The sequence below is a fragment of the Enhygromyxa salina genome (assembly GCF_002994635.1).
Classification (GTDB): domain Bacteria; phylum Myxococcota_A; class Polyangia; order Nannocystales; family Nannocystaceae; genus Plesiocystis; species Plesiocystis salina_B.
Genome location: NZ_PVNL01000053.1, coordinates 27,899 through 45,489, shown reverse-complemented (window position 1 = coordinate 45,489; position 17,591 = coordinate 27,899). Strand labels below are relative to the sequence as shown.

The window sequence follows — 17,591 nt, the reverse complement described above, 5'->3', positions numbered from 1 at the left end:
GCGTTTACGGGGGCGGTGAATGCTCACTGAGTGTGCCATGGTGCCGTCCTCTCTGTGTCGATCTGGTGTGACCGCGCTGACAAATACTGCAACTCATAAACCAAGCGTGCGTTCGCGCCGGTTTGGCCGAGATGGCCACAATTCTCGCCTACTTGCCGTTCGCGCTCAAATTCCTGGCAGGTCCCGGTCCTGGCCCGTGTTGTCCCGGCCGCGTCAAACCGGGACAAGCGTGTCATGGTGTGGCAATCGCGAATGAACATCGGCCTACGATTCGAGGCTAATGCAGCATCCGTCCTTGGCAACCGGTGCTCCGACCGAGCACGTATACCCACAACCGTTGTGGCTACCTGGCAGCTGGGGCGTCCCCACACCAGCGCCAGCGCGGCGCCAGATCGTGGTCAAATAGCCGCCAGGGCGGCGTATCTACCCGAGATCAGCTAGAAGTCGACGACGACCCAGCGATCTTTCTCGCGCTCGAGCCGGGCGTACTCGCCGTCTCCGAGGTCCAAGATCGCCTGATGTGCATCAGCCCGGATCGTGCCAGCGAGCCGCTCGGCGAGGCGATCTCGGGCTTCGTTGAGCGCTTGCGCCTGCGGCCCCTCGGTCCAAGCGGCCGTGAGGTCTTGCTCCGAGAGACCCATGCGGTAGCGCCTTGGCGCGAGGTTGAGCATGATGTCCCACCGACCTTGGCGGCTGGCACGCACCAGGCTGCGCAGCGCCTCGCGGGGGGTCGACTGGCCAAAGTACTCGGTCGGGTCGGTCGAGAAGCGCCAGCCCTTGTCGGTCCAAACCGCCTCTACGACCTCGTCGTTGCCCAGATACAGCAGCGCCTCGGGTCGCGCGCCGGTCGGGCGCCGCAGCCGATCGCTCCACCCAGACGCGTCCTCGAGCAAGACCTGGTAGTCGACCCTCGACCGCGTGGCGGGCAGCACACTCTCGTCGATCTGCGCTCGGTCAGCTCGGCGAACGGACTTGCCGAGATCTCCGCTGGCGTGAACCAAGGCCCGAGCGTGCCCGCCACAGCCGGCCACGACCGTAGTCACCAGACAGACGGTCAGGGCCCACCCCATCCCGCGCTCGCGTGCCATCAGGTTGCCTCCTGGTCAGGTCGCTTTTCGATGATCGCCGTAAATTTGGCGGAGCTGCGCAGCGCCCCCTCGACCTCGATCCGACCCGAGAATTTCCCGATGCGCCCCAAGCGGTGCGACTCCACGTGGATGTCGAGGATGTCCCCCGGGACGATCGGCGCCCGAAACTTTGCCTCTTGGATACCCATGAACAGGCACAGCTGCGTGGCTGGATCAAACGCGCCGGAGACCTGGGCGAGCAGCGCGGCCGCCTGGGCCATGGCCTCTACCTGGACCACGCCCGGCAAGATCGGGTGCCCAGGGAAGTGCCCCTGCAGGATCGGATCGCTCATCGACACCAGCTTGCGGGCGTGGAGCGACTGCTCGGCCTCCCACGACAACACCCGATCGATGAACAAGAACGGGTACCGATGCGGGAGCATCGCTTGGATCTGGATGATGTCGAGGGCCATTGGCGACACGGCGCGGGGGAGCGGCCGAGCATAACGAAAAAGCCGACGGTGTCCCACCGTCGGCTCTCGCGCGATCGCCCCCACCCTACTTGTATTGCTTGTCGTAGCGCTTGATGACCTCATCGGTGAGGTCGACGCCGTTGCCGACGTACAGCACCGTCGACTGATCGCGGATCAGGACGAGGTCCAGGCTGAAGTCCTTGGCCAGCTCCTTGGCCAGGACCTGGCAGTTCGCGTACATCTTCTCGAGCGTGCGGCCCTCTTGCTCGGCCAGCTCCTGCTGGAGCGTCATGTACATGCTCTGAAGCTCGTAGTAGTCGCGCTGCAGCTTCTCTGCGGCCTGCTGCTGGGCGTCGCCCTGGAGGCTACCGATCTTGGCCTGGTCGGCCTCGAGCTTCTCACGGCGCTTGTCGAGCTTCTTTTGCTTGGCCAGCGAGCTGGTCTCGAGGTCCTTGCGGGCCTTCTTGCCGGCCGCGGTCTCGTTGAGGATCCGCTGCATGTCGACGACGGCGACCTTGCCGATCTCGGGGACACCAGCTGCCTCGGCGCGCTGCTCGACCGCGTCGACTGCCAAGCTGGTGCCGAACACGGCGAGGGACAGCAGCGCGACCCGAGACAGACGGCCCAGCTTTGCACCGAGCTCTGAACCAACAAAAGTAGACATGGTCATTTGAATTTCTTGTCGTAGGCGACGATCACCTTGTTGGTGATGTCCAGCTGGGGGTTGGCGTAGAGCACGGTCAGCTCGGACCGGACCAGGACGATCTGGACGCCCTCTTCGGCCGCCATCGACTGCACGATCGCCGAGGCGTTCTTGTAGATCTTCTCCATCAGCAGGCCCTCTTTCTTGGCCAGGTCCTCTTGGGCCCCTGCGTAGAGCTCTTGCAGCTCCTGCTCCGCGACCATCAGCTCCTGCTGGCGGCGCATCAGCTCGGACTCGGACAGCATCGCGGCCTTGGCCTGCAGATCTTCGTACTGCTTTTGCAGATCCGCGGCCTTGCGCTCGAGCTTGGCGCTGCTCTTGGCGACGGCCTTCTCGAGATCCTTCTTGGAGTTCTTGCCCTGCGTGGTCTCCATCAGGACCCGCTGGAGATCGACGAGCGCGATCCGCTTGGTCTCTGGGACCGCCGCGTGGGCGAGGTCGGGCGCCGCGCCGACCCCAAGCGCCACCAAGGGGGCTGCGAGCGGGGCGGCGAACACTGCGCTAGCGAGCAGCAACGAGCAGATTGGCGAGCGCATGGTTGAGGCGGACATACCTTTGGTCTCGGTCTCGGGCAAGCCGACGGGGCGTGGGACGGCACCTGCCGCGACCCGATTCACGGCGGCCGGGAGCAAACTCGCCAAGACCCCGTCGCTATCAGGCCCCGCGGCCGTGAGACAGCGCAGCTCTCCCGCCCCACGTGGCGCCGACTTGGCTCCGGACGCCCCTCAGCGATCGCAGCCAGCGCGCCCCATGCCCACAGGACATGCGTTGAGAGCCTTCTTCCAGGGGCCACACATGCGCCCGCGAACAAACGGCCCCGAGGAGCGAAGCGGCTGCGGTCGGCGAAGCGCAGTGCGCCTGTGGGGATCATATCGAGCCCCCTTCAGGGGGCCACACATGCGGTCGCAACCAGCCAGCCCGATGGGAGCGAGCGAAGCGAGTGACCGCGCAGTGCGAAACCCTCTGTGGGGGTCATGACTAAAACCCCGTGCCGACGTTGAATTCGAAGACCACGGGGTCCTCTGGGGCGAGCAGCGACGTGCCGCCCAGGCGATCCAGCGGGAAGCCCCACTCGAACCGGAGCGGGCCGATCGGCGACTGCCAGCGGAACCCAAAGCCCATGCTGTAGCGGAGGCTCTGGAACGCGAACGACGTGCACGGATCGGCCTTGGGCAGCTGCTCGGGGTTCGGCTCCTGGCAGTACTGCGCCTCGGTGTTGAACGCGTTGCCGATGTCGGCGAACACCACGGCCTTGATGTTGGCCGGCGGCACGACCATGAACTCGAGCTCGAGGTTGAGGGCCGCGAGCAGGTTGCCGCCGACCTCGAATGGATACAGGGCGGCCGACGGGTTGGGTGAGCTCTGGACCAGGATCCGCGGACCCAGCGAGCGCAGGCGATAGCCACGGAGTGAGCCGTGGCCATAGATGCCGCCCGGGAAGTAGCGCTCGAACACTGGCACGCCGCCGTCCGTCGGGCTCTGAATGTAGCCAAGCTGGAAGTTGGAGCGGAACACCACCCAGGCTCGGAAGCTGCGCTCGGTCTTGATGACCGGCACGTAGAAGCGCGCGTCAAAGGTGTAGCGGTTGTACTCGTTGTCCGAGCCGAAATACTTGCTGGCGAACTCACCCTTGAGCTGGTGGAACATGCCCGAGGTCGGAAACAGCACGTTGTCGCGGGTATCGTAGACAAGTCGCGCGGTCACGGCCGAGGTCAGGCCGTTGGCGAACAGGTTGTTGATCAGCGACTGCTCGGGCAGCGCCGTCGTGGCGCCTGGGGCGAAGATGCCTCCGACCGCTCCGACCGCCCCAAACCCGACCTGCACGTACTCGAGGTTGTAGCCGATGAACGCGGTCAAGCCCCGGACCTTGGGGATCGGATAGCCCCACGAGACCGCGAAGCCGGTGCTGCCACGCGTGAACGTGGGATACACGTTCGACGTGTTGAACACGTTGATGATGAACCACCAGTTGCTGTCGAGGAAGTAGCGCGTGGAGTAGCTGAAGTTGAACAGCCGGCGCAGGCTCGACAGCTGGGCGACCAGGGTCACGGTGGTCCCCCGGCCCAAGAAGTTGTCGTACTGGATCTGCGCCTGCAGCACGAAGTTCTCGATCGTCGAGAACCCGGCGCCGATCTGGAAGGTGCCGGTCAGCTTCTCGACGACCTCGACGTTGACGACGATCCGATCGTCGGCGGTGCCCCGCGAGCTCGAGATCTGGACGTCCTCGAAGTAGCCGAGCCGCAGGACCCGCAGCTGCGTGGCCTCTTTGGCGCTCTCCGAGTAGAGGTCGCCCTCGCGCAGCACGATCTCGCGACGGATGACCTTGTCGGCGGTGCGGTCGTTGCCGAAGATGTTGACGCGCTCGATGTAGACCAGCGGCCCCTTGTCGATCTGGTAGTCGACGTACAGGAGCAGCTTCTCGCGGTCTTGCTGATAGTTGGGCAGGACGTTGACGTAGGCGTAGCCCTTGTCCTTGTAGCGCCGCTCGATGTCCTGCTGGATCAGCTGCAGGCTGCCGGCCGACGCGACGTCACCGGTGCGGAGCAGCGGGTCGATCGACTCGGCCAGGATCGCCGGGGGAAACAGAGGATCCTCGCCCGCGCGGGTCTGCTCGCGGCCAGAGATCGCGCCGATCCGGTACTGCGGGCCCTCGTCGACCGCGAGCGTGAGGTGCACGAAGCGGCGATCGGGGCTCAGGGCCAGCTCGACGTCCTCGAAGTCGGCGTCGAAGTAGCCGACGTCGGCGTAGTAGGCCCGCAGGTTGGCGTAGTCGGCGACGAACGCCTCGCGGTTGAACACGCCGCCGGACTTCTTGCTGACGATCGTCAGGTAGCCGCCGACCCGGGTGATCATGACCTTGCGCAGCTCGTCGTCGGTCAGCGCGGTGTTGCCGACGAAGGTGATGCTGCGAACGATGACCTCCTCGGCCTCGTTGACGACGAACACCACGTCGACCTTGCCGGGCTGGCCCTCGACCGGTCGGACCGCGTAGTCGACCTCGGCCAGGAAGAACCCGTTTTGGGTGTAGAGCGCCTTGATCTTCTCGACGTTGGCCTTGACCGCCCCGAGCTCGAGCACCGCGTTGGTCTCGAGATCCAGGATCTCGTTGATGTCGTCGAGCTTGACCTTGGAGTTGCCCTCTACGATCAGCTTGCGGATGGTTGGGCGCTCTTTGACGACGTAGGTCAGGACCGCCCCGGCCGCGGCCAGCTCGCCCTCGACGTAGACGTCTTCGAAGTAGCCGAGCGCCCACAGGGCCTTGAGATCGCGGGCGAGCTTGTCGGGGGTGACGAGCTCACCGACGTTGCTGTCGAGCTCGAGCAGCATCGCGTCGGACTCGACCCGCCGGTTGCCGCGGAACCGGATCTCGGCGATCGGCTGGTTCCAGACGTCGTCCTCGACGTCCTGAAACTCGAGCAGCGAAGGCCTGAGGCTGGGGTCGATCAGCCTCGGCGGGCCAAACCCGGGCACCGGGTCGCCGGCAGCCGCGAGCCGCGGAACCAGCGTCATGACGGACATGACCAGCATGACCAGCATGACCAGCATGACCAGCATGGCAGGCAGGCCCGAACCAGCCGCGTGCACGCGGGTTCGCCTCCCGCCGTCAGACTGAGCAAGCCTACGGATCACGGCTCACTCGGGACCCGCGCCGAACGGGTCTGCGCCAGCGGCAGCGAGTTGCGGAGCGGTCTCGGCGTCTTGGCCGTCGCCCTCGAGGATGCGGCCGTCGGCCATTCGAACGACGCGCGGCATCTGCTGCGCGAGCTCCATGTTGTGGGTCACGATCAGCATGCTCAGATCGTGCTCTTGGTTGAGTCGGAACAGGAGCTCGTGGACCTCTGCGCTGGTGCGAGTGTCGAGGTTGCCGGTCGGCTCGTCGGCCAGCAGCAGCCGGGGGCGCATGGCCAGGGCCCGGGCGATCGCAACCCGCTGCTGCTCGCCACCCGACAGCTCGCCGGGGCGGTGCGCGAGCCGATGGCTCATGCCCACGGCCGCGAGCATCTCCTCGGCTTGCTCGCGGGCCTGGCGAGTGGGCGTCCGGGCGATCAACGCGGGCATCATCGCGTTCTCGAGGGCCGAGAACTCGGGCAGCAGGTGATGAAACTGAAACACGAAGCCGATCGTGCGGTTGCGGAACTCCGCGAGGTCGGGCGGGGGCAGCCGGGTGATGTCGGTTGGCGTCCCGCCGCCGACCGGCTGAAACAGGATCTCACCGGAGCTCGGCAGGTCGAGGGTGCCCAGGCAGTGAAGCAGCGTGGACTTGCCTGCTCCCGAGGCGCCGATGATCGTGACCATCTCGCCCGCGCGAACGGTCAGGTTGACGCCACGCAGCACGTCGAGCTTGCGCGACCCATGCCGAAAGCTCTTGTACATGTCGCGCACTTGCACGAGCACGGGCGCGTCTTTGGCGGGCGAAGGCATCTTGGAGCGCGAAACGGGGCCAACCCTAGAGCCGAGATCCGGGGGTGTCAACGGCGGGCAGTCGCCGCGTGCCCGCCGTGCAGCCGCATCGCTTTCGTGGCCAGAGCTCGTTGAACGTCGTGCGACCCACAGACCCACAGACATGTGCTCAGCGCCCCCTCCGAGGGGGCCACACATGGTGTCTGTGGGGGCAAAGAACGCCCCTTACACCCTGCACACGAGAGTTTACTTTTCTTGGTGCCGGAGCCCGTCGACGGGGCGCATGCGCGAAGCCACACGCGCCGGGTACAGGCTGGACAAGAACACGATCACCAGCGCCGCGACCCCGACGACCCCGACCTCGACCGGGTTGACCACGACCGGCAGCCGCTCGATGTAGTAGACGTTCTCGTTGAAGGGGAAGCCGAACCGATCCAGCGCCCAGCACAGGGCCAGACCCACGCTGATCCCCCCCATCGCGCCGAGCACCCCCAGGCACAGGCCCTCGGCCACGAACACGCGCTGGATCAGGTGATCCGGGCTGCCCATGGCCTTGAGGATGGCGATCTCCTTGGACTTCTCGAGCACGCTCATCAGGTTCGAGGCCAAGATCCCGAAGCTCGCGACCAGGACCACGAACATCAGGGCCACGAACATGGCGATCTTCTCGAGGAACATGGCCGAGAACAGGTTGCGGTTGAGCTCTTTCCAGCTCTCGACGATCAGCTCGGACTCGCCGAGCGAGATCCCCTGAGTGGCGGCGACCTGCTCGCGCAGGGCCACGTCGGAGATGCTGTTGACCAGCCGCGTCACCGTCCGCCGCAACAGCGGAGCCGAGCGGCCGAGCTCGCGCAGCTTGGCCTCGACGGCGAGCTTGCCGGCGTCGACGCGGTCGATCTCGTGCAGCTTGACCTCGATCCCCGACACCCGGTCACCCGTGCGCAAGAACGCCTGCGCGACCGGCAGCGGGGTGTAGACGTTCTTGCGGTCGTACTCGTACATGCCGGAGTGGAACACTCCGCCGACCTTGGCGGCGAGGATCCCCGGGACCCGACCTGCCGGGGTCAAGCGGCCGACCGGCGTGATCAGCTGCACGCGCGCGCCGACACCCACCGCCAGCTCGTTGGCGAGCTCGCGGCCGATCAGGATCGGATCCACGATGCCCTCCTGGCGGGGCTCCGACTCGGGCTCGGGCTTCAGGGCAATCGCTGGAGTTGGCGGGGTTGCTGGCGCGTCCTCTGACCCATCCTCTGACCCTTCCTCTGAAATGTCGAGCACCTCGACGGGATCTTCCCAGCCGTCGTCACCGCCGTCCGCTTCGACCTCGTCGACGCCGACATCGTCACCGGGTGGGATCGGGGCGACCGCCGACGGAGCGCGCGCAGCCGCGGGCTCCTCGTCGAGCCCGAGCACCTCGACGGGATCCTCCCAGCCGTCGTCGCCGCCAGCGAACGGCTTCGGCAACCCACTGCGCCCAAACGGACCGGCGAACGGCTCTCCGCTGCCAGGTCCACCAAAGAGCTCGGTCGGCGGGGGCAGCCGCCCGGTGTTGAGCCCCACGCCAGCTCCCACGCGCGGCTCGGGATCCGCGGCGTCTGGATCTTGCTCGGTGTCGGCGCCCTCGTCGTCGTCGTCCACGTCAGGCAAGGTGTCGGGCAAGGTGTCGGGCAGCGCGCGATCGATCTTGACGGCCGGCTTGGCCGGCGCGAGGGCGCCCGTCAGCCCGACCTTCTCGCCGACTTGGACCTCGGCCTTGTCGAGGTGCCGCAAGCGCCACGGGGTCTGGGGATCGGTGGTCGCAAACGGATCGGGATCGGCGATCGTCTCCGGGTGCGCGAGCGAGTCGAAGCTGCCCTCGCTAATGATCTCCGCCAGGTTCGAGACCAAGTTCAGGCGCTCGGGCTCGACGCCGAGCAGCACGGCCCCCTGGCGGTTGATGCCGCTGCGAACCATGACCTCGGCCTCGAGGTAGGGGCTGGCGCCGGCGACCTCGGGCAGATCGTCGAGCGCGGACACCAGCGACTCGTAGTCCGTGAACCGATTGCCGTCGCTGCTCGACACCCGCAGGTGGGCCTTTTGATTGAGGATCTTGTCGCGCAGATCAGCCTCGAGCCCGCTCATCAGCGACAGCACGACGACAAGCGCCATGCACCCGAGCAGCACCGACTCGGTGATGATCGTCGCCAGCAGGTTGAAGAACCGGGCGAGGATGGCCAGGACCAGCAGCATCACGCCCATGGCGATGCTCGCCCCGCCAAACACACCGTACTGGCGCTGCTGCGCCGTCGCGAGCGCGGCCGAGAACAACTGCTCCCCCGGCTCCGGCGACGGACCCAGGTGGGCGGCCCAGCCGACGAAGGCCAGACCCACCACCAACAAGAACACGCTCACGAGCGTGAGCGCGTCCACCCAGCGCGGGTGCCGTTCGCCGACCCGCAAGTGCCGCCAGGCGATGCGCCACTCGAGCGCGTGAGTCCAGGGATCTGCAGCCATGATCTAAACTCGATCAGCCTCAGCCTTGCATGAGCAAGAACGCCTCCATGAAGGAGTCGAGTTCACCGTCGAGCACGGCGCTGACGTTGGACTGCTTGAGCTCGGTGCGGTGGTCGTTGACCTGCTGATACGGGTGAATGACGTACGACCGAATCTGGCTGCCCCACTCGATGCTCTTCTTGTCGCCCTCGAGCGCGGTGATCTCCTTCTCGCGCTTTTGCTGCTCGACCTCCCACAGCCGGGCCTTGAGCATGCGCATGGCCGTCGCCATGTTCTTGTGCTGGGACCGCTCGAGCTGGCACGCGACGACGATCCCGGTGGGCGCGTGGGTCAGGCGCACGGCCGACTCGGTCTTGTTGACGTGCTGGCCGCCGGCGCCCGAGGCCCGGTACTTGTCGATCCGCAGATCGGCGGGGTTGACCTCGATGTCCAGATCGTCGCTCTCGCCCAGATCCGGGAGCACCATGACGCTCGCAAAGCTGGTCTGGCGCCGGGCCTGGGAGTCGAACGGCGAGATCCGGACCAGCCGGTGCACGCCGATCTCCGAGCGGAGCCAGCCGTAGGCGTACTCGCCCTCGATCGACAGATCCGCGCCGCGGATCCCGGCCTGCTCCCCCTCTTGGATGTCGAGCACGCTGACCCCGAAGCCGTGGCGCTCGCCCCAGCGCTGGTACATGCGCAGCAGCATCTCGGCCCAGTCTTGGCTGTCGACCCCGCCAGCGCCGGCGTTGATCGACAGCAGCGCGCTGTCTTGGTCGTGCGCGCCGCCCAGCATCCGGCGAAATTCGAGCTTGCCGAGCAGCTCGTCGGCGCGCTCGAGGTTGGCCCAGGCCTCGCGGATGCTGTCGGGATCCGACTCTTCGCGGCCCAGGTCGTACAGCTCGCGGCCGTCGTCGAACACCTGCTGCGCGCCGTCGATCTCCGCGACGAGCTTCTTGATCGTGGCCTGCTCGCGGAGCTGCTTCTGCGCGCGATCGTTGTCGGTCCAGAAGCTAGGGTCGGCCGTGGCGATCTCGAATTCCTCGAGCTTCTCGATCTTGGTTTCGTAGTCAAAGATGCCTCCGCAGCTCGCCGATCCGGTCTTCGAGGCGAGACACGAGATCCGTCACCTTGGCGTGCTCGGGGATGGACGAGGCGGCGTCGGTCATTGCCCCGGCAAGCTAGCCGGTCTAGCCGAGCTGTGCAACGACGCGGCCCCTGCCCGTCGGGCCCGGGGGCCGCAAGTTCGTCGCGGCTACACCTCGATCAAGCGGAGCTGTCGCCGACCCGTGGTCTGAAGCGCGACGGGGTAGCGCCCCGTGAAGCAGGCCGAGCAAAAGTTCTCTTCGCCATCCTCGCCCACGGCCGCGAGCAAGCCAGCGGGGCTGAGGTAGCCGAGGCTGTCGGCCTCGATGAAGCGAGCGGTCTCCTCGACGCTGTGACCCGAGGCGATCAGCTCGGCGCGGGTGGGCGTGTCGATGCCGTAGTGGCATGGGCCGGTGACTGGCGGTGACGAGATTCGGACGTGGACCTCGGAGGCGCCCGCGGCTCGGATCATCTTGACGATCTTGCGCGAGGTCGTCCCGCGCACGATCGAGTCGTCGACGACGACGACCCGCTTGCCACGCAGCAGCTGCGCGACGGCGTTGAGCTTGAGCTTGACGCCGAAGTGCCGGATCGAGTCCTTGGGCTCGATGAAGGTCCGCCCCACGTAGTGGTTGCGGATCAACCCCATCTCGAACGGCAGCCCGGCCTCCTTGGCGTAGCCCATCGCCGCGACCACGCCCGAGTCGGGGACCGGGATCACGACATCCGCGGCGGCCGGCTGCTCACGCGCGAGCGCGCGGCCCATCTCGACCCGAGCCTCGTAGACCGCGACGTCGTCGAGCACGCTGTCGGGCCGAGCGAAGTACACGTGCTCGAACACGCAAAACCGCTTGGGCTGGGGCTTGAGCCGGCTGCTGCGGAGCCCCTCGCCGTCGATGACGAGGACCTCGCCGGGCTCGATGTCGCGGACCTTCTCGGCGTCGATCAGATCGAAGGCGCAGGTCTCCGAGGCCACCACCCAGGCGTGCTTGCCGTAGTGCGGGTGCGGGTGGTCGCCCTTGACCCGACCGAGGATCAGCGGCCGGAACCCATGCGGATCGCGGGCGGCGACCAGGCGCTCGCCCGCGGTCATCACCAGGCTGTAGGCGCCGCGCAGGCGGACCAGCGCGGCGAACAAATTCTCGACCCAGTCATGGTCGGCGCTGCGGGCCATCAGCTGCAGGACCACCTCCGTGTCGGAGTTGGTGTGGAAGATCGAGCCCTCGGCCTCGAGCTCCTCGCGCAGCTGATCGGCGTTGACGAGGTTGCCGTTGTGGGCGATCGCCACCGACCCGTGGCGGTACTCGACCGTCAGCGGCTGGATGTTCTTGGGCAGCGAGCCGCCAGCGGTCGTGTAGCGCACGTGGCCGACGGCCAGGCGCCCGGGCAGCTGCGCGAGCCGGCCCTGATCGAACACGTCGGCGACGTAGCCCATCTGGCGCACGGCGTGGAGGGTGCCGCGCTCGTTGCTGACCACGCCCGCCGACTCCTGGCCGCGATGCTGCAACGCATGGAGCCCGAGGTAGGCGAGGTTCGCCGCCTCGGGATGGTTGAAGATGCCAAACACGCCACACATGCGGGTAGTCCTACAGCAACTTCGCGGTGAGACGCTCGACGGGCGGCGCCATGTCGGGCTCGAAGGTTCGGCCGGTCATGCGCTCGTAAGTCTCGATGTAGCGGGCGGCGGCCTCGATCCGGACCTCATCGGGCAGCGCGGGGGGCTGGCCGTCACCCGTGAACCCCTGCGAGACCAGCCAGGTCCGGACGTACTCTTTGTCGAGCGCGCGCGGATCCTGCCCGGCCGCCATCGCGTCGTCGTAGCCGTCGGCGTACCAGTAGCGTGAGCTGTCGGGGGTGTGGATCTCGTCGATCAAGACGATCTCGCCGTCGGGTCGGCGACCGAGCTCGTACTTGGTGTCGACCAGGATCAACCCGCGCTCGGCGGCGAGCCGCTGGCCGTGGGCGAACAGGCTCAGGCACTGCTGCTCGAGCCGATCGAACAGCTCCATGCTGATCACGCCATCCGCGACCAGCTGGGCCTTGCTGCGGTTCTCGTCGTGCTCGCCCTTGGCCGCCTTGGTCGTGGGGGTGACGATGTTGGCGGGCAGTCGCTGGTGCCGGACCATGCCGTCGGCGAGCTGGTGCCCGCAGAAGGTTCGATCGCCGCGGTCGTAGGCGCGCCAGATGCTGGTCGAGCTCGATCCGGTCAGGTACCCGCGCACGACCATCTCGACCATGAACGGCTCGCACTCGACCGCGCGCACGGCCTGCGCGTCGGGGATCGAGATCAGGTGGTTGGGAAACAGGTCGCCGGTGATCTCGAACCAGTACGCGGCGAGCTGGTTGAGCACCTGGCCCTTGAATGGGATGGTCCCGAGCACGCAGTCGAACGCGCTGACCCGATCGCTGACGATGATCAGCCGCTCGCCAGCGCGGGTGAAGTTCTCGCGAACCTTGCCGCTGTAGCGCTGACCGAGGACGTCGAAGCTAGCGGGGAGCTCGTCGAGGACCAGGTCCTCGGCGATCGCGCGGGCGAGGGTCTCGCGTGACACCGTCATCGCTGCGGAACCTAGCCCAAATTACCGGACCGGCCCAGCGTCGAAACCCGCGGCGTCGGGTGATCCCACGGCGTCGATGACCCCGCAGACAGCTCCGCAGCGGTCCGACTTCGATCAGGATCCAGTGCTGCCGAAGCCGCCGGCGCCGCGCTTGGAATTCGGCGGCAGCTGCTCGACCTCGACGACCTCGACCGTGGCGATCGGCGCGACGACCAGCTGGGCCACGCGGGTGCCGTGCTCGATGCGGATCGGCGCGGTACCCAGGTTGACCAGCAGCACGCGCAGCTCGCCGCGGTAGTCGGCGTCGATCGTCCCGGGTGCGTTGAGCACGGTCAGCCCATGACGCAGCGCCAGCCCCGATCGCGGACGAACTTGGCCCTCATAACCGGGCGCGATCGCCAGCGCCCAGCCGGTCGGAACCAGCGCGCGGGCGCCGACAGCCAGCTCGAGGGGGGCACCCTCGGGCAGGCAGGCGGCGATATCGAGACCTGCCGCGAGCGCGGTCATCCGCCGAGGCAGCACCGCGCGCGCGTCGAGGCGGCGCAGCTGCAGCGGTGGGTGGACGTGCTCGCGCTGCTCCCCCGCGCTGGACATTAGCCCCGCAGGTTGAGGACTTCGTCCGGGTCGACCCCGAACGCCTGCTTCCGGCTCAACCGGATTCGGCCAGTGTCATCGATGTTGACGACCTTGACGATGCAGTCATCGCCCTCGGACAGCACGTCGGTGACGTTCTCGATCCGCCGGTTCTCGAGCTCGGAGATGTGCACGAGCCCGTCGGTCCCGGGCATGATCTCCACGAACGCGCCGAAGTCGACGATCCGCTTGACCACGCCGTTGTAGTACTGGCCCGGCTCGGCCTCGAAGGTCAGGCCCTCGATGATCGCCTTGGCCCGGCCGATCGCGTTGAGGTCGGCGGACGCCAGGGTCACGCGACCGTCATCGTTGATGTTGATGACCACGCCGGTCTGCTCGGTGATCCCGCGGATGACCTTGCCTCCGGGGCCGATGATCGAGCGGATCTTGTCGATCTTGACCCACACGGTCTCGACGCGCGGCGCGTACTGGCTGATGTCGGCGCGCGGCTCGGCGAGCTGCTCGAGCATCTTGTCGAGGATGTACAGGCGGCCGACGCGAGCCTGCTCGAGCGCCTGCTCGAGCACCTCGCGGGGCAGGCCGTGGATCTTCATGTCCATCTGCAGCGCCGTGATCCCGTCTTTGGTCCCACAGCACTTGAAGTCCATGTCGCCGAGGTGATCCTCGTCGCCGAGGATGTCGGACAGGACGGCGAACTGGTCGCCCTCTTGGATCAGGCCCATGGCGATGCCAGCGACCGGCGCGGTGATCGGCACGCCCGCGTCCATCATGCTCAAACAGCCGCCGCACACGGCCGCCATCGAGCTCGATCCGTTGGACTCGGTCGTGTCCGAGACGATCCGGATCGTGTACGGGAAGGTCTCGCTGTCGGGCAGCACGCCCTCGAGCGCCCGGTGAGCCAGGGCCCCGTGGCCGATCTCGCGGCGCGAGGTGCCACGCATGGGCCGAGCCTCGCCCACGCAGTAGGGCGGGAAATTGTAGTGCAGCAAGAAGGTGTTGTTGACGTCGCCGCGGATCGTGTCGAGCCGCTGGGCGTCGCGCTCGGTGCCGAGCGTGGTCGTGGTGATCGCCTGGGTCTCGCCGCGCTGGAACAGCACCGACCCGTGCGGGCGGGTGAGCGGGTGGACCTCGATGTAGATCGGCCGGATGTCGGTGGTCTTGCGTCCGTCGACGCGGCGACCGGCGATCGTGGACTTGCGAACCAGCAGCTTCTCGAGCTTGCCGATCGCGGCCGAGACCTCGTCTTCGCGGCCGCTCGCGGCGTCGCCCAGCTCGGCGGTGACCTTGGCGGTGACCGCCGCGATCGCGCCGTGGCGATCGTGCTTGCCGAGGATCTCGAGCGCCGAGGTCATGTCCCCGCGCGCGCGATCCATGACCATGTCGCGGAACACCTGATCGATCTCGGGATCCTTCCACTCGATCTTGGGCTTGCCCGCGCGCTTTTGAAGCCGCTCCTGGGCCTCGATGAGCGGCAGCGACTGGTCCTTGGCGAACATCAGCGCGTCGATCATCTCGGCCTCGCTGACCTGCTTGGCGCCGGCTTCGACCATCACGATCTCGTCGCGGGTGCACGACACGATCACGGTCAGGTCCGAGGCCTCGATCTCGTCGAAGGTCGGGAACGCGATCAGCTTGCCGCCAACCCGCGCGACGCGGATCCCGGCGACCGGCCCGGCCCACGGCGCGGGGCTGAGCATCAGGCCGGCCGAGGCGCCCGTCATGGCGAGCACGTCAGGCTCGTTTTGCAGGTCGTTGCTGAGTACGTTGCCGATCACCTGGGTGTCGTAGCGGTACGACTTGGGGAACAGCGGGCGGATCGGGCGATCGCTGAGCCGGCAGGTGAGGATCTCTTTTTCGGTCGGCCGACCTTCACGCTTGAAGTAGCCGCCCGGGATCTTGCCGGCGGCCGCGTTGGCGTCGCGGAATTCGACGGTCAGCGGCATGAAGGGCAGGTTCTTGGGCTCGCGGCTCATGGTCACCGCGACCAGGACCACGGTCTCGCCGAGGGTCAGAACCACCGAGTTGGCTTGCTTGGCGATCTTGCCGGTCTCGAAGATGATCTCTTTGTCGCCGACCTTCGCTATTTCACGTATGACTTCCATTGCATTCGCTCCCCTCGCCGAGGCAGATCAAAAAAATTGGCGCCGCTGAGCGGGCGTGACCTGGCCACGGCGAGCAGGTACGAGCGCACGCTCGACCTCGGGGACGATGCTGGGTGTCGGGTCCAAGACCCGGATCCGATCGGATCCGCCACACACCGGCGCGCCACTCATCAAAACGGGTTTCGATGAGCAGCGCGTTCGAGGTCGGTCCAGCGGACCTACTTGCGGATGTTGAGCTCCTCGATCAGAGCTTTGTAGCGGTCGTACCCACGCGCGCGCAGGTAGTCGAGCAGGCGTCGGCGCTGGCCGACGAGCTTGAGCAGACCCCGACGACCATGGTGGTCCTTGTCGTGGGTGCGGAAGTGCTCGGTCAAGTGGATGATCCGCTCGGTCAGGAGTGCGATCTGAACCTCGGGGGAGGCAGTATCGCCGTCGTGCCGCTTGAACTTGCCGATGATGTCGGCCTTGCGATCGGCTGAAAGGGACATGGTGGTTTCTCTTCTCCGGGGACCCACCCCGGTTCTGGTCGTTCGACTTTTCGTTCGTTCGAAGGTGCGCAGCATCCAGATCGGAGGGGCTGCTGTCAATGGCTTGGATTCGACTCTGGCTCGGGCTCGAAGCGCAGGACCCGAGTCGGGGCGAGGCGCCGGAGCGGCCCGCCGTCGTGGTGCTCGCGCCGAACGAGCATCATGAGCCCCCGGGCTTGGTGGACGAGGACACACAGGCCCTCTCCGTCCGGGATCTGCAAGGTCGCGCAGTTGCTCGGCGAGGCCCCCAGGCGCTGGCCCTGGATCATGCGCGTCATCAGGCCCTCGTGAGCGCCCGCATCCGGGAGCAGGCTGACCGGGAACGGCAGTCGGTCCCAGGGCTTGCTCATGTGGCCTCGCAGGCGCGCCCCGGCCTCGGCCCGCTGCTGGGCGTCGGCGTCGCCCCTGCCCTGCCCTGGGTCCTGACCTGGCGTCACGCTGGCCCCTGCAGCGGCTGGATCCGCCGGAAATTCGACGCGCCACTTGGGCGGGCGGCCCTCGATCTCGGGCAGGTGCACGGGCACGAGCCCGGTCACGACGCGAGGGTCGTCGACTCGCAGGTCGCCCGAACCGACCCGCCGCAGCGAGGCGAGGTGGGCCGGGACGTCCAGCTGGCGACCGACCTCCTCTGCGAGCGAGCGCACGTAGGTGCCCTTGGCGACCTCGAGCTCGACGTCGATCCACGCGCCCCCGTCCGGGTCGCGGCCGTGGCCGAGGAGCTCGAGCGAGTGGATCGCCATCGAGCGCGCGGGCAGATCGAGCGGCTTGCCAGCCCGGGCCAGCTCGTGGGCGCGCTTGCCGTCGAGCTTGACGGCCGAGAAGTCCGGCGGCGGCAGCTGCAGCTCCCCGATGAGCGAGCGCAAGATCTCGGCGCCCTCGGCCTCGGCGCCCGGTGGCACCTCGGCGACGCTCAGGGTCTCGCCCTCGGCGTCGGCGGTGGTCGTCGACCGGCCCAGCGCGAACCGGGCCCGGTAGCGCTTGTCGTCGTTGGTCAGGTGCTCGACCAGCTTGGTCGCCTCGCCCAGGCAGACCACGAGCAGGCCGCTGGCGGGCGGATCCAGGGTCCCACAGTGGCCGACCGTGCGCTCGTGAAGCGCCCAGCGGACCCAGCCCACGACATCGAAAGAGGTCGGGCCAGGGGGCTTGTCGATCAACAAGATGCCGAACTCGGTCGACCGCCGGCGCTTGCGATTAGCCATCTTCGGGGGCGTCGCCAGCCGCCGGACCATCGCTGCCTGGTTCGAGCGCCCCGGCGTCGCGCAGCTCCGACAAGATCCGCTCGACGCGGGCACCTCGGGCGATGCTCTCGTCGGCCTCGAAGCGCAGCTCGGGGACCCGCCGCATCACCAGGCGCTCGCCGATCTTGTGGCGGATCAGCCCGGCGCCGCTGGCGAGGGCCTCGAGCACGTCGGCGCTGCGCAGGCTCTCGGCGAGCACGTCGACGTAGATGCGCGCGACCGAGAGATCGCCGCTGATGTCGACGCCCGTGATCGAGACCGCGCTGGCCGGCGACAGCCGAGGGTCGCGCAGCTCCCCCCGCAGGAGCAGCTGCGCGATCTCGCGACGCAGGAGCTGTTCGACCCGTTGCTGACGCCGGTTGGCCATGCT

General features: G+C 67.4%; 15 protein-coding genes. All 15 read right to left on the bottom strand.

Annotated elements, in window-relative coordinates; all coding sequences use genetic code 11:
* Positions 1-437: 437 nt before the first annotated feature.
* Complete coding sequence (locus ENSA7_RS14220; protein ID WP_106089828.1) at positions 438-1,088, bottom strand: hypothetical protein; 651 nt, start codon at positions 1,086-1,088, stop codon at positions 438-440.
* Positions 1,088-1,540: a 3-hydroxyacyl-ACP dehydratase FabZ gene (fabZ, locus tag ENSA7_RS14215; protein WP_106089827.1), complete on the bottom strand. Its 453-nt coding sequence runs from the start codon at positions 1,538-1,540 to the stop codon at positions 1,088-1,090. The genes ENSA7_RS14220 and fabZ overlap by 1 nt, the downstream gene beginning before the upstream one ends.
* An 85-nt stretch (positions 1,541-1,625) precedes the next feature.
* A complete protein-coding gene (locus ENSA7_RS14210; protein ID WP_106089826.1) occupies positions 1,626-2,210 on the bottom strand; it encodes an OmpH/Skp family outer membrane protein in 585 nt (194 codons plus the stop codon).
* A complete protein-coding gene (locus ENSA7_RS14205; RefSeq protein WP_181233723.1) occupies positions 2,207-2,779 on the bottom strand; it encodes an OmpH/Skp family outer membrane protein in 573 nt (190 codons plus the stop codon). Before ENSA7_RS14205 ends, ENSA7_RS14210 begins: the two co-directional genes overlap by 4 nt.
* Positions 2,780-3,221: 442 nt before the next feature.
* Positions 3,222-5,828 carry an outer membrane protein assembly factor BamA gene (bamA, locus tag ENSA7_RS14200; RefSeq protein WP_146157676.1) on the bottom strand — a complete coding sequence of 869 codons (2,607 nt, stop codon included), beginning with the start codon at positions 5,826-5,828 and terminating at the stop codon, positions 3,222-3,224.
* Positions 5,829-5,876: 48 nt separating this feature from the next.
* Positions 5,877-6,665 (bottom strand): ABC transporter ATP-binding protein, encoded by a 789-nt coding sequence (locus tag ENSA7_RS14195; protein WP_244923797.1) that lies wholly within the window; start codon positions 6,663-6,665, stop codon positions 5,877-5,879.
* Positions 6,666-6,890: 225 nt separating this feature from the next.
* The gene (locus tag ENSA7_RS14190) at positions 6,891-9,137 is read right to left on the bottom strand and encodes an FtsX-like permease family protein (RefSeq protein WP_106089823.1); all 2,247 of its coding nucleotides are present in this window, start codon (positions 9,135-9,137) and stop codon (positions 6,891-6,893) included.
* A 19-nt stretch (positions 9,138-9,156) separates the two neighbouring features.
* Positions 9,157-10,285 (bottom strand): peptide chain release factor 2 gene (gene prfB, locus ENSA7_RS14185; protein WP_181233722.1). Its coding sequence is split into 2 segments (ribosomal slippage): positions 9,157-10,197 and positions 10,199-10,285, totalling 1,128 coding nucleotides; the frame shifts between segments, so codons are not numbered across the junction.
* An 86-nt stretch (positions 10,286-10,371) separates the two neighbouring features.
* Entirely contained in the window at positions 10,372-11,778 is a 1,407-nt protein-coding gene (gene purF / locus ENSA7_RS14180) for an amidophosphoribosyltransferase (protein WP_106089821.1), read from the bottom strand.
* Positions 11,779-11,788: 10 nt separating this feature from the next.
* The gene (locus ENSA7_RS14175; RefSeq protein ID WP_106089820.1) at positions 11,789-12,760 is read right to left on the bottom strand and encodes a phosphoribosylaminoimidazolesuccinocarboxamide synthase; all 972 of its coding nucleotides are present in this window, start codon (positions 12,758-12,760) and stop codon (positions 11,789-11,791) included.
* A 114-nt stretch (positions 12,761-12,874) separates the two neighbouring features.
* Positions 12,875-13,354, bottom strand: a complete 480-nt coding sequence (gene dut, locus ENSA7_RS14170; protein ID WP_106089819.1) for a dUTP diphosphatase — start codon at positions 13,352-13,354, stop codon at positions 12,875-12,877.
* Entirely contained in the window at positions 13,354-15,456 is a 2,103-nt protein-coding gene (gene pnp, locus ENSA7_RS14165) for a polyribonucleotide nucleotidyltransferase (protein ID WP_106089818.1), read from the bottom strand. Before pnp ends, dut begins: the two co-directional genes overlap by 1 nt.
* 218 nt (positions 15,457-15,674) lie before the next feature.
* Positions 15,675-15,944, bottom strand: a complete 270-nt coding sequence (gene rpsO / locus ENSA7_RS14160) for a 30S ribosomal protein S15 (RefSeq protein WP_052547238.1) — start codon at positions 15,942-15,944, stop codon at positions 15,675-15,677.
* A gap of 95 nt (positions 15,945-16,039) precedes the next feature.
* A complete protein-coding gene (gene truB / locus ENSA7_RS14155; RefSeq protein ID WP_181233721.1) occupies positions 16,040-17,182 on the bottom strand; it encodes a tRNA pseudouridine(55) synthase TruB in 1,143 nt (380 codons plus the stop codon).
* Positions 17,175-17,588: a 30S ribosome-binding factor RbfA gene (gene rbfA / locus ENSA7_RS14150; RefSeq protein WP_106089816.1), complete on the bottom strand. Its 414-nt coding sequence runs from the start codon at positions 17,586-17,588 to the stop codon at positions 17,175-17,177. The genes truB and rbfA overlap by 8 nt, the downstream gene beginning before the upstream one ends.
* Positions 17,589-17,591 lie beyond the last annotated feature (3 nt).

Excerpts from the sequence above, each read along its gene's own strand:
- rpsO (WP_052547238.1), bottom strand. The coding sequence starts at position 15,944 with ATGTCCCTTTCAGCCGATCGCAAGGCCGACATCATCGGCAAGTTCAAG.
- ENSA7_RS14195 (WP_244923797.1), bottom strand. The coding sequence starts at position 6,665 with ATGCCTTCGCCCGCCAAAGACGCGCCCGTGCTCGTGCAAGTGCGCGAC.
- ENSA7_RS14175 (WP_106089820.1), bottom strand. The coding sequence starts at position 12,760 with ATGACGGTGTCACGCGAGACCCTCGCCCGCGCGATCGCCGAGGACCTG.
- dut (WP_106089819.1), bottom strand. The coding sequence starts at position 13,354 with ATGTCCAGCGCGGGGGAGCAGCGCGAGCACGTCCACCCACCGCTGCAG.
- ENSA7_RS14205 (WP_181233723.1), bottom strand. The coding sequence starts at position 2,779 with ATGCGCTCGCCAATCTGCTCGTTGCTGCTCGCTAGCGCAGTGTTCGCC.
- rbfA (WP_106089816.1), bottom strand. The coding sequence starts at position 17,588 with ATGGCCAACCGGCGTCAGCAACGGGTCGAACAGCTCCTGCGTCGCGAG.
- purF (WP_106089821.1), bottom strand. The coding sequence starts at position 11,778 with ATGTGTGGCGTGTTTGGCATCTTCAACCATCCCGAGGCGGCGAACCTC.
- ENSA7_RS14190 (WP_106089823.1), bottom strand. The coding sequence starts at position 9,137 with ATGGCTGCAGATCCCTGGACTCACGCGCTCGAGTGGCGCATCGCCTGG.
- ENSA7_RS14210 (WP_106089826.1), bottom strand. The coding sequence starts at position 2,210 with ATGACCATGTCTACTTTTGTTGGTTCAGAGCTCGGTGCAAAGCTGGGC.
- ENSA7_RS14220 (WP_106089828.1), bottom strand. The coding sequence starts at position 1,088 with ATGGCACGCGAGCGCGGGATGGGGTGGGCCCTGACCGTCTGTCTGGTG.
- truB (WP_181233721.1), bottom strand. The coding sequence starts at position 17,182 with ATGGCTAATCGCAAGCGCCGGCGGTCGACCGAGTTCGGCATCTTGTTG.
- pnp (WP_106089818.1), bottom strand. The coding sequence starts at position 15,456 with ATGGAAGTCATACGTGAAATAGCGAAGGTCGGCGACAAAGAGATCATC.
- fabZ (WP_106089827.1), bottom strand. The coding sequence starts at position 1,540 with ATGGCCCTCGACATCATCCAGATCCAAGCGATGCTCCCGCATCGGTAC.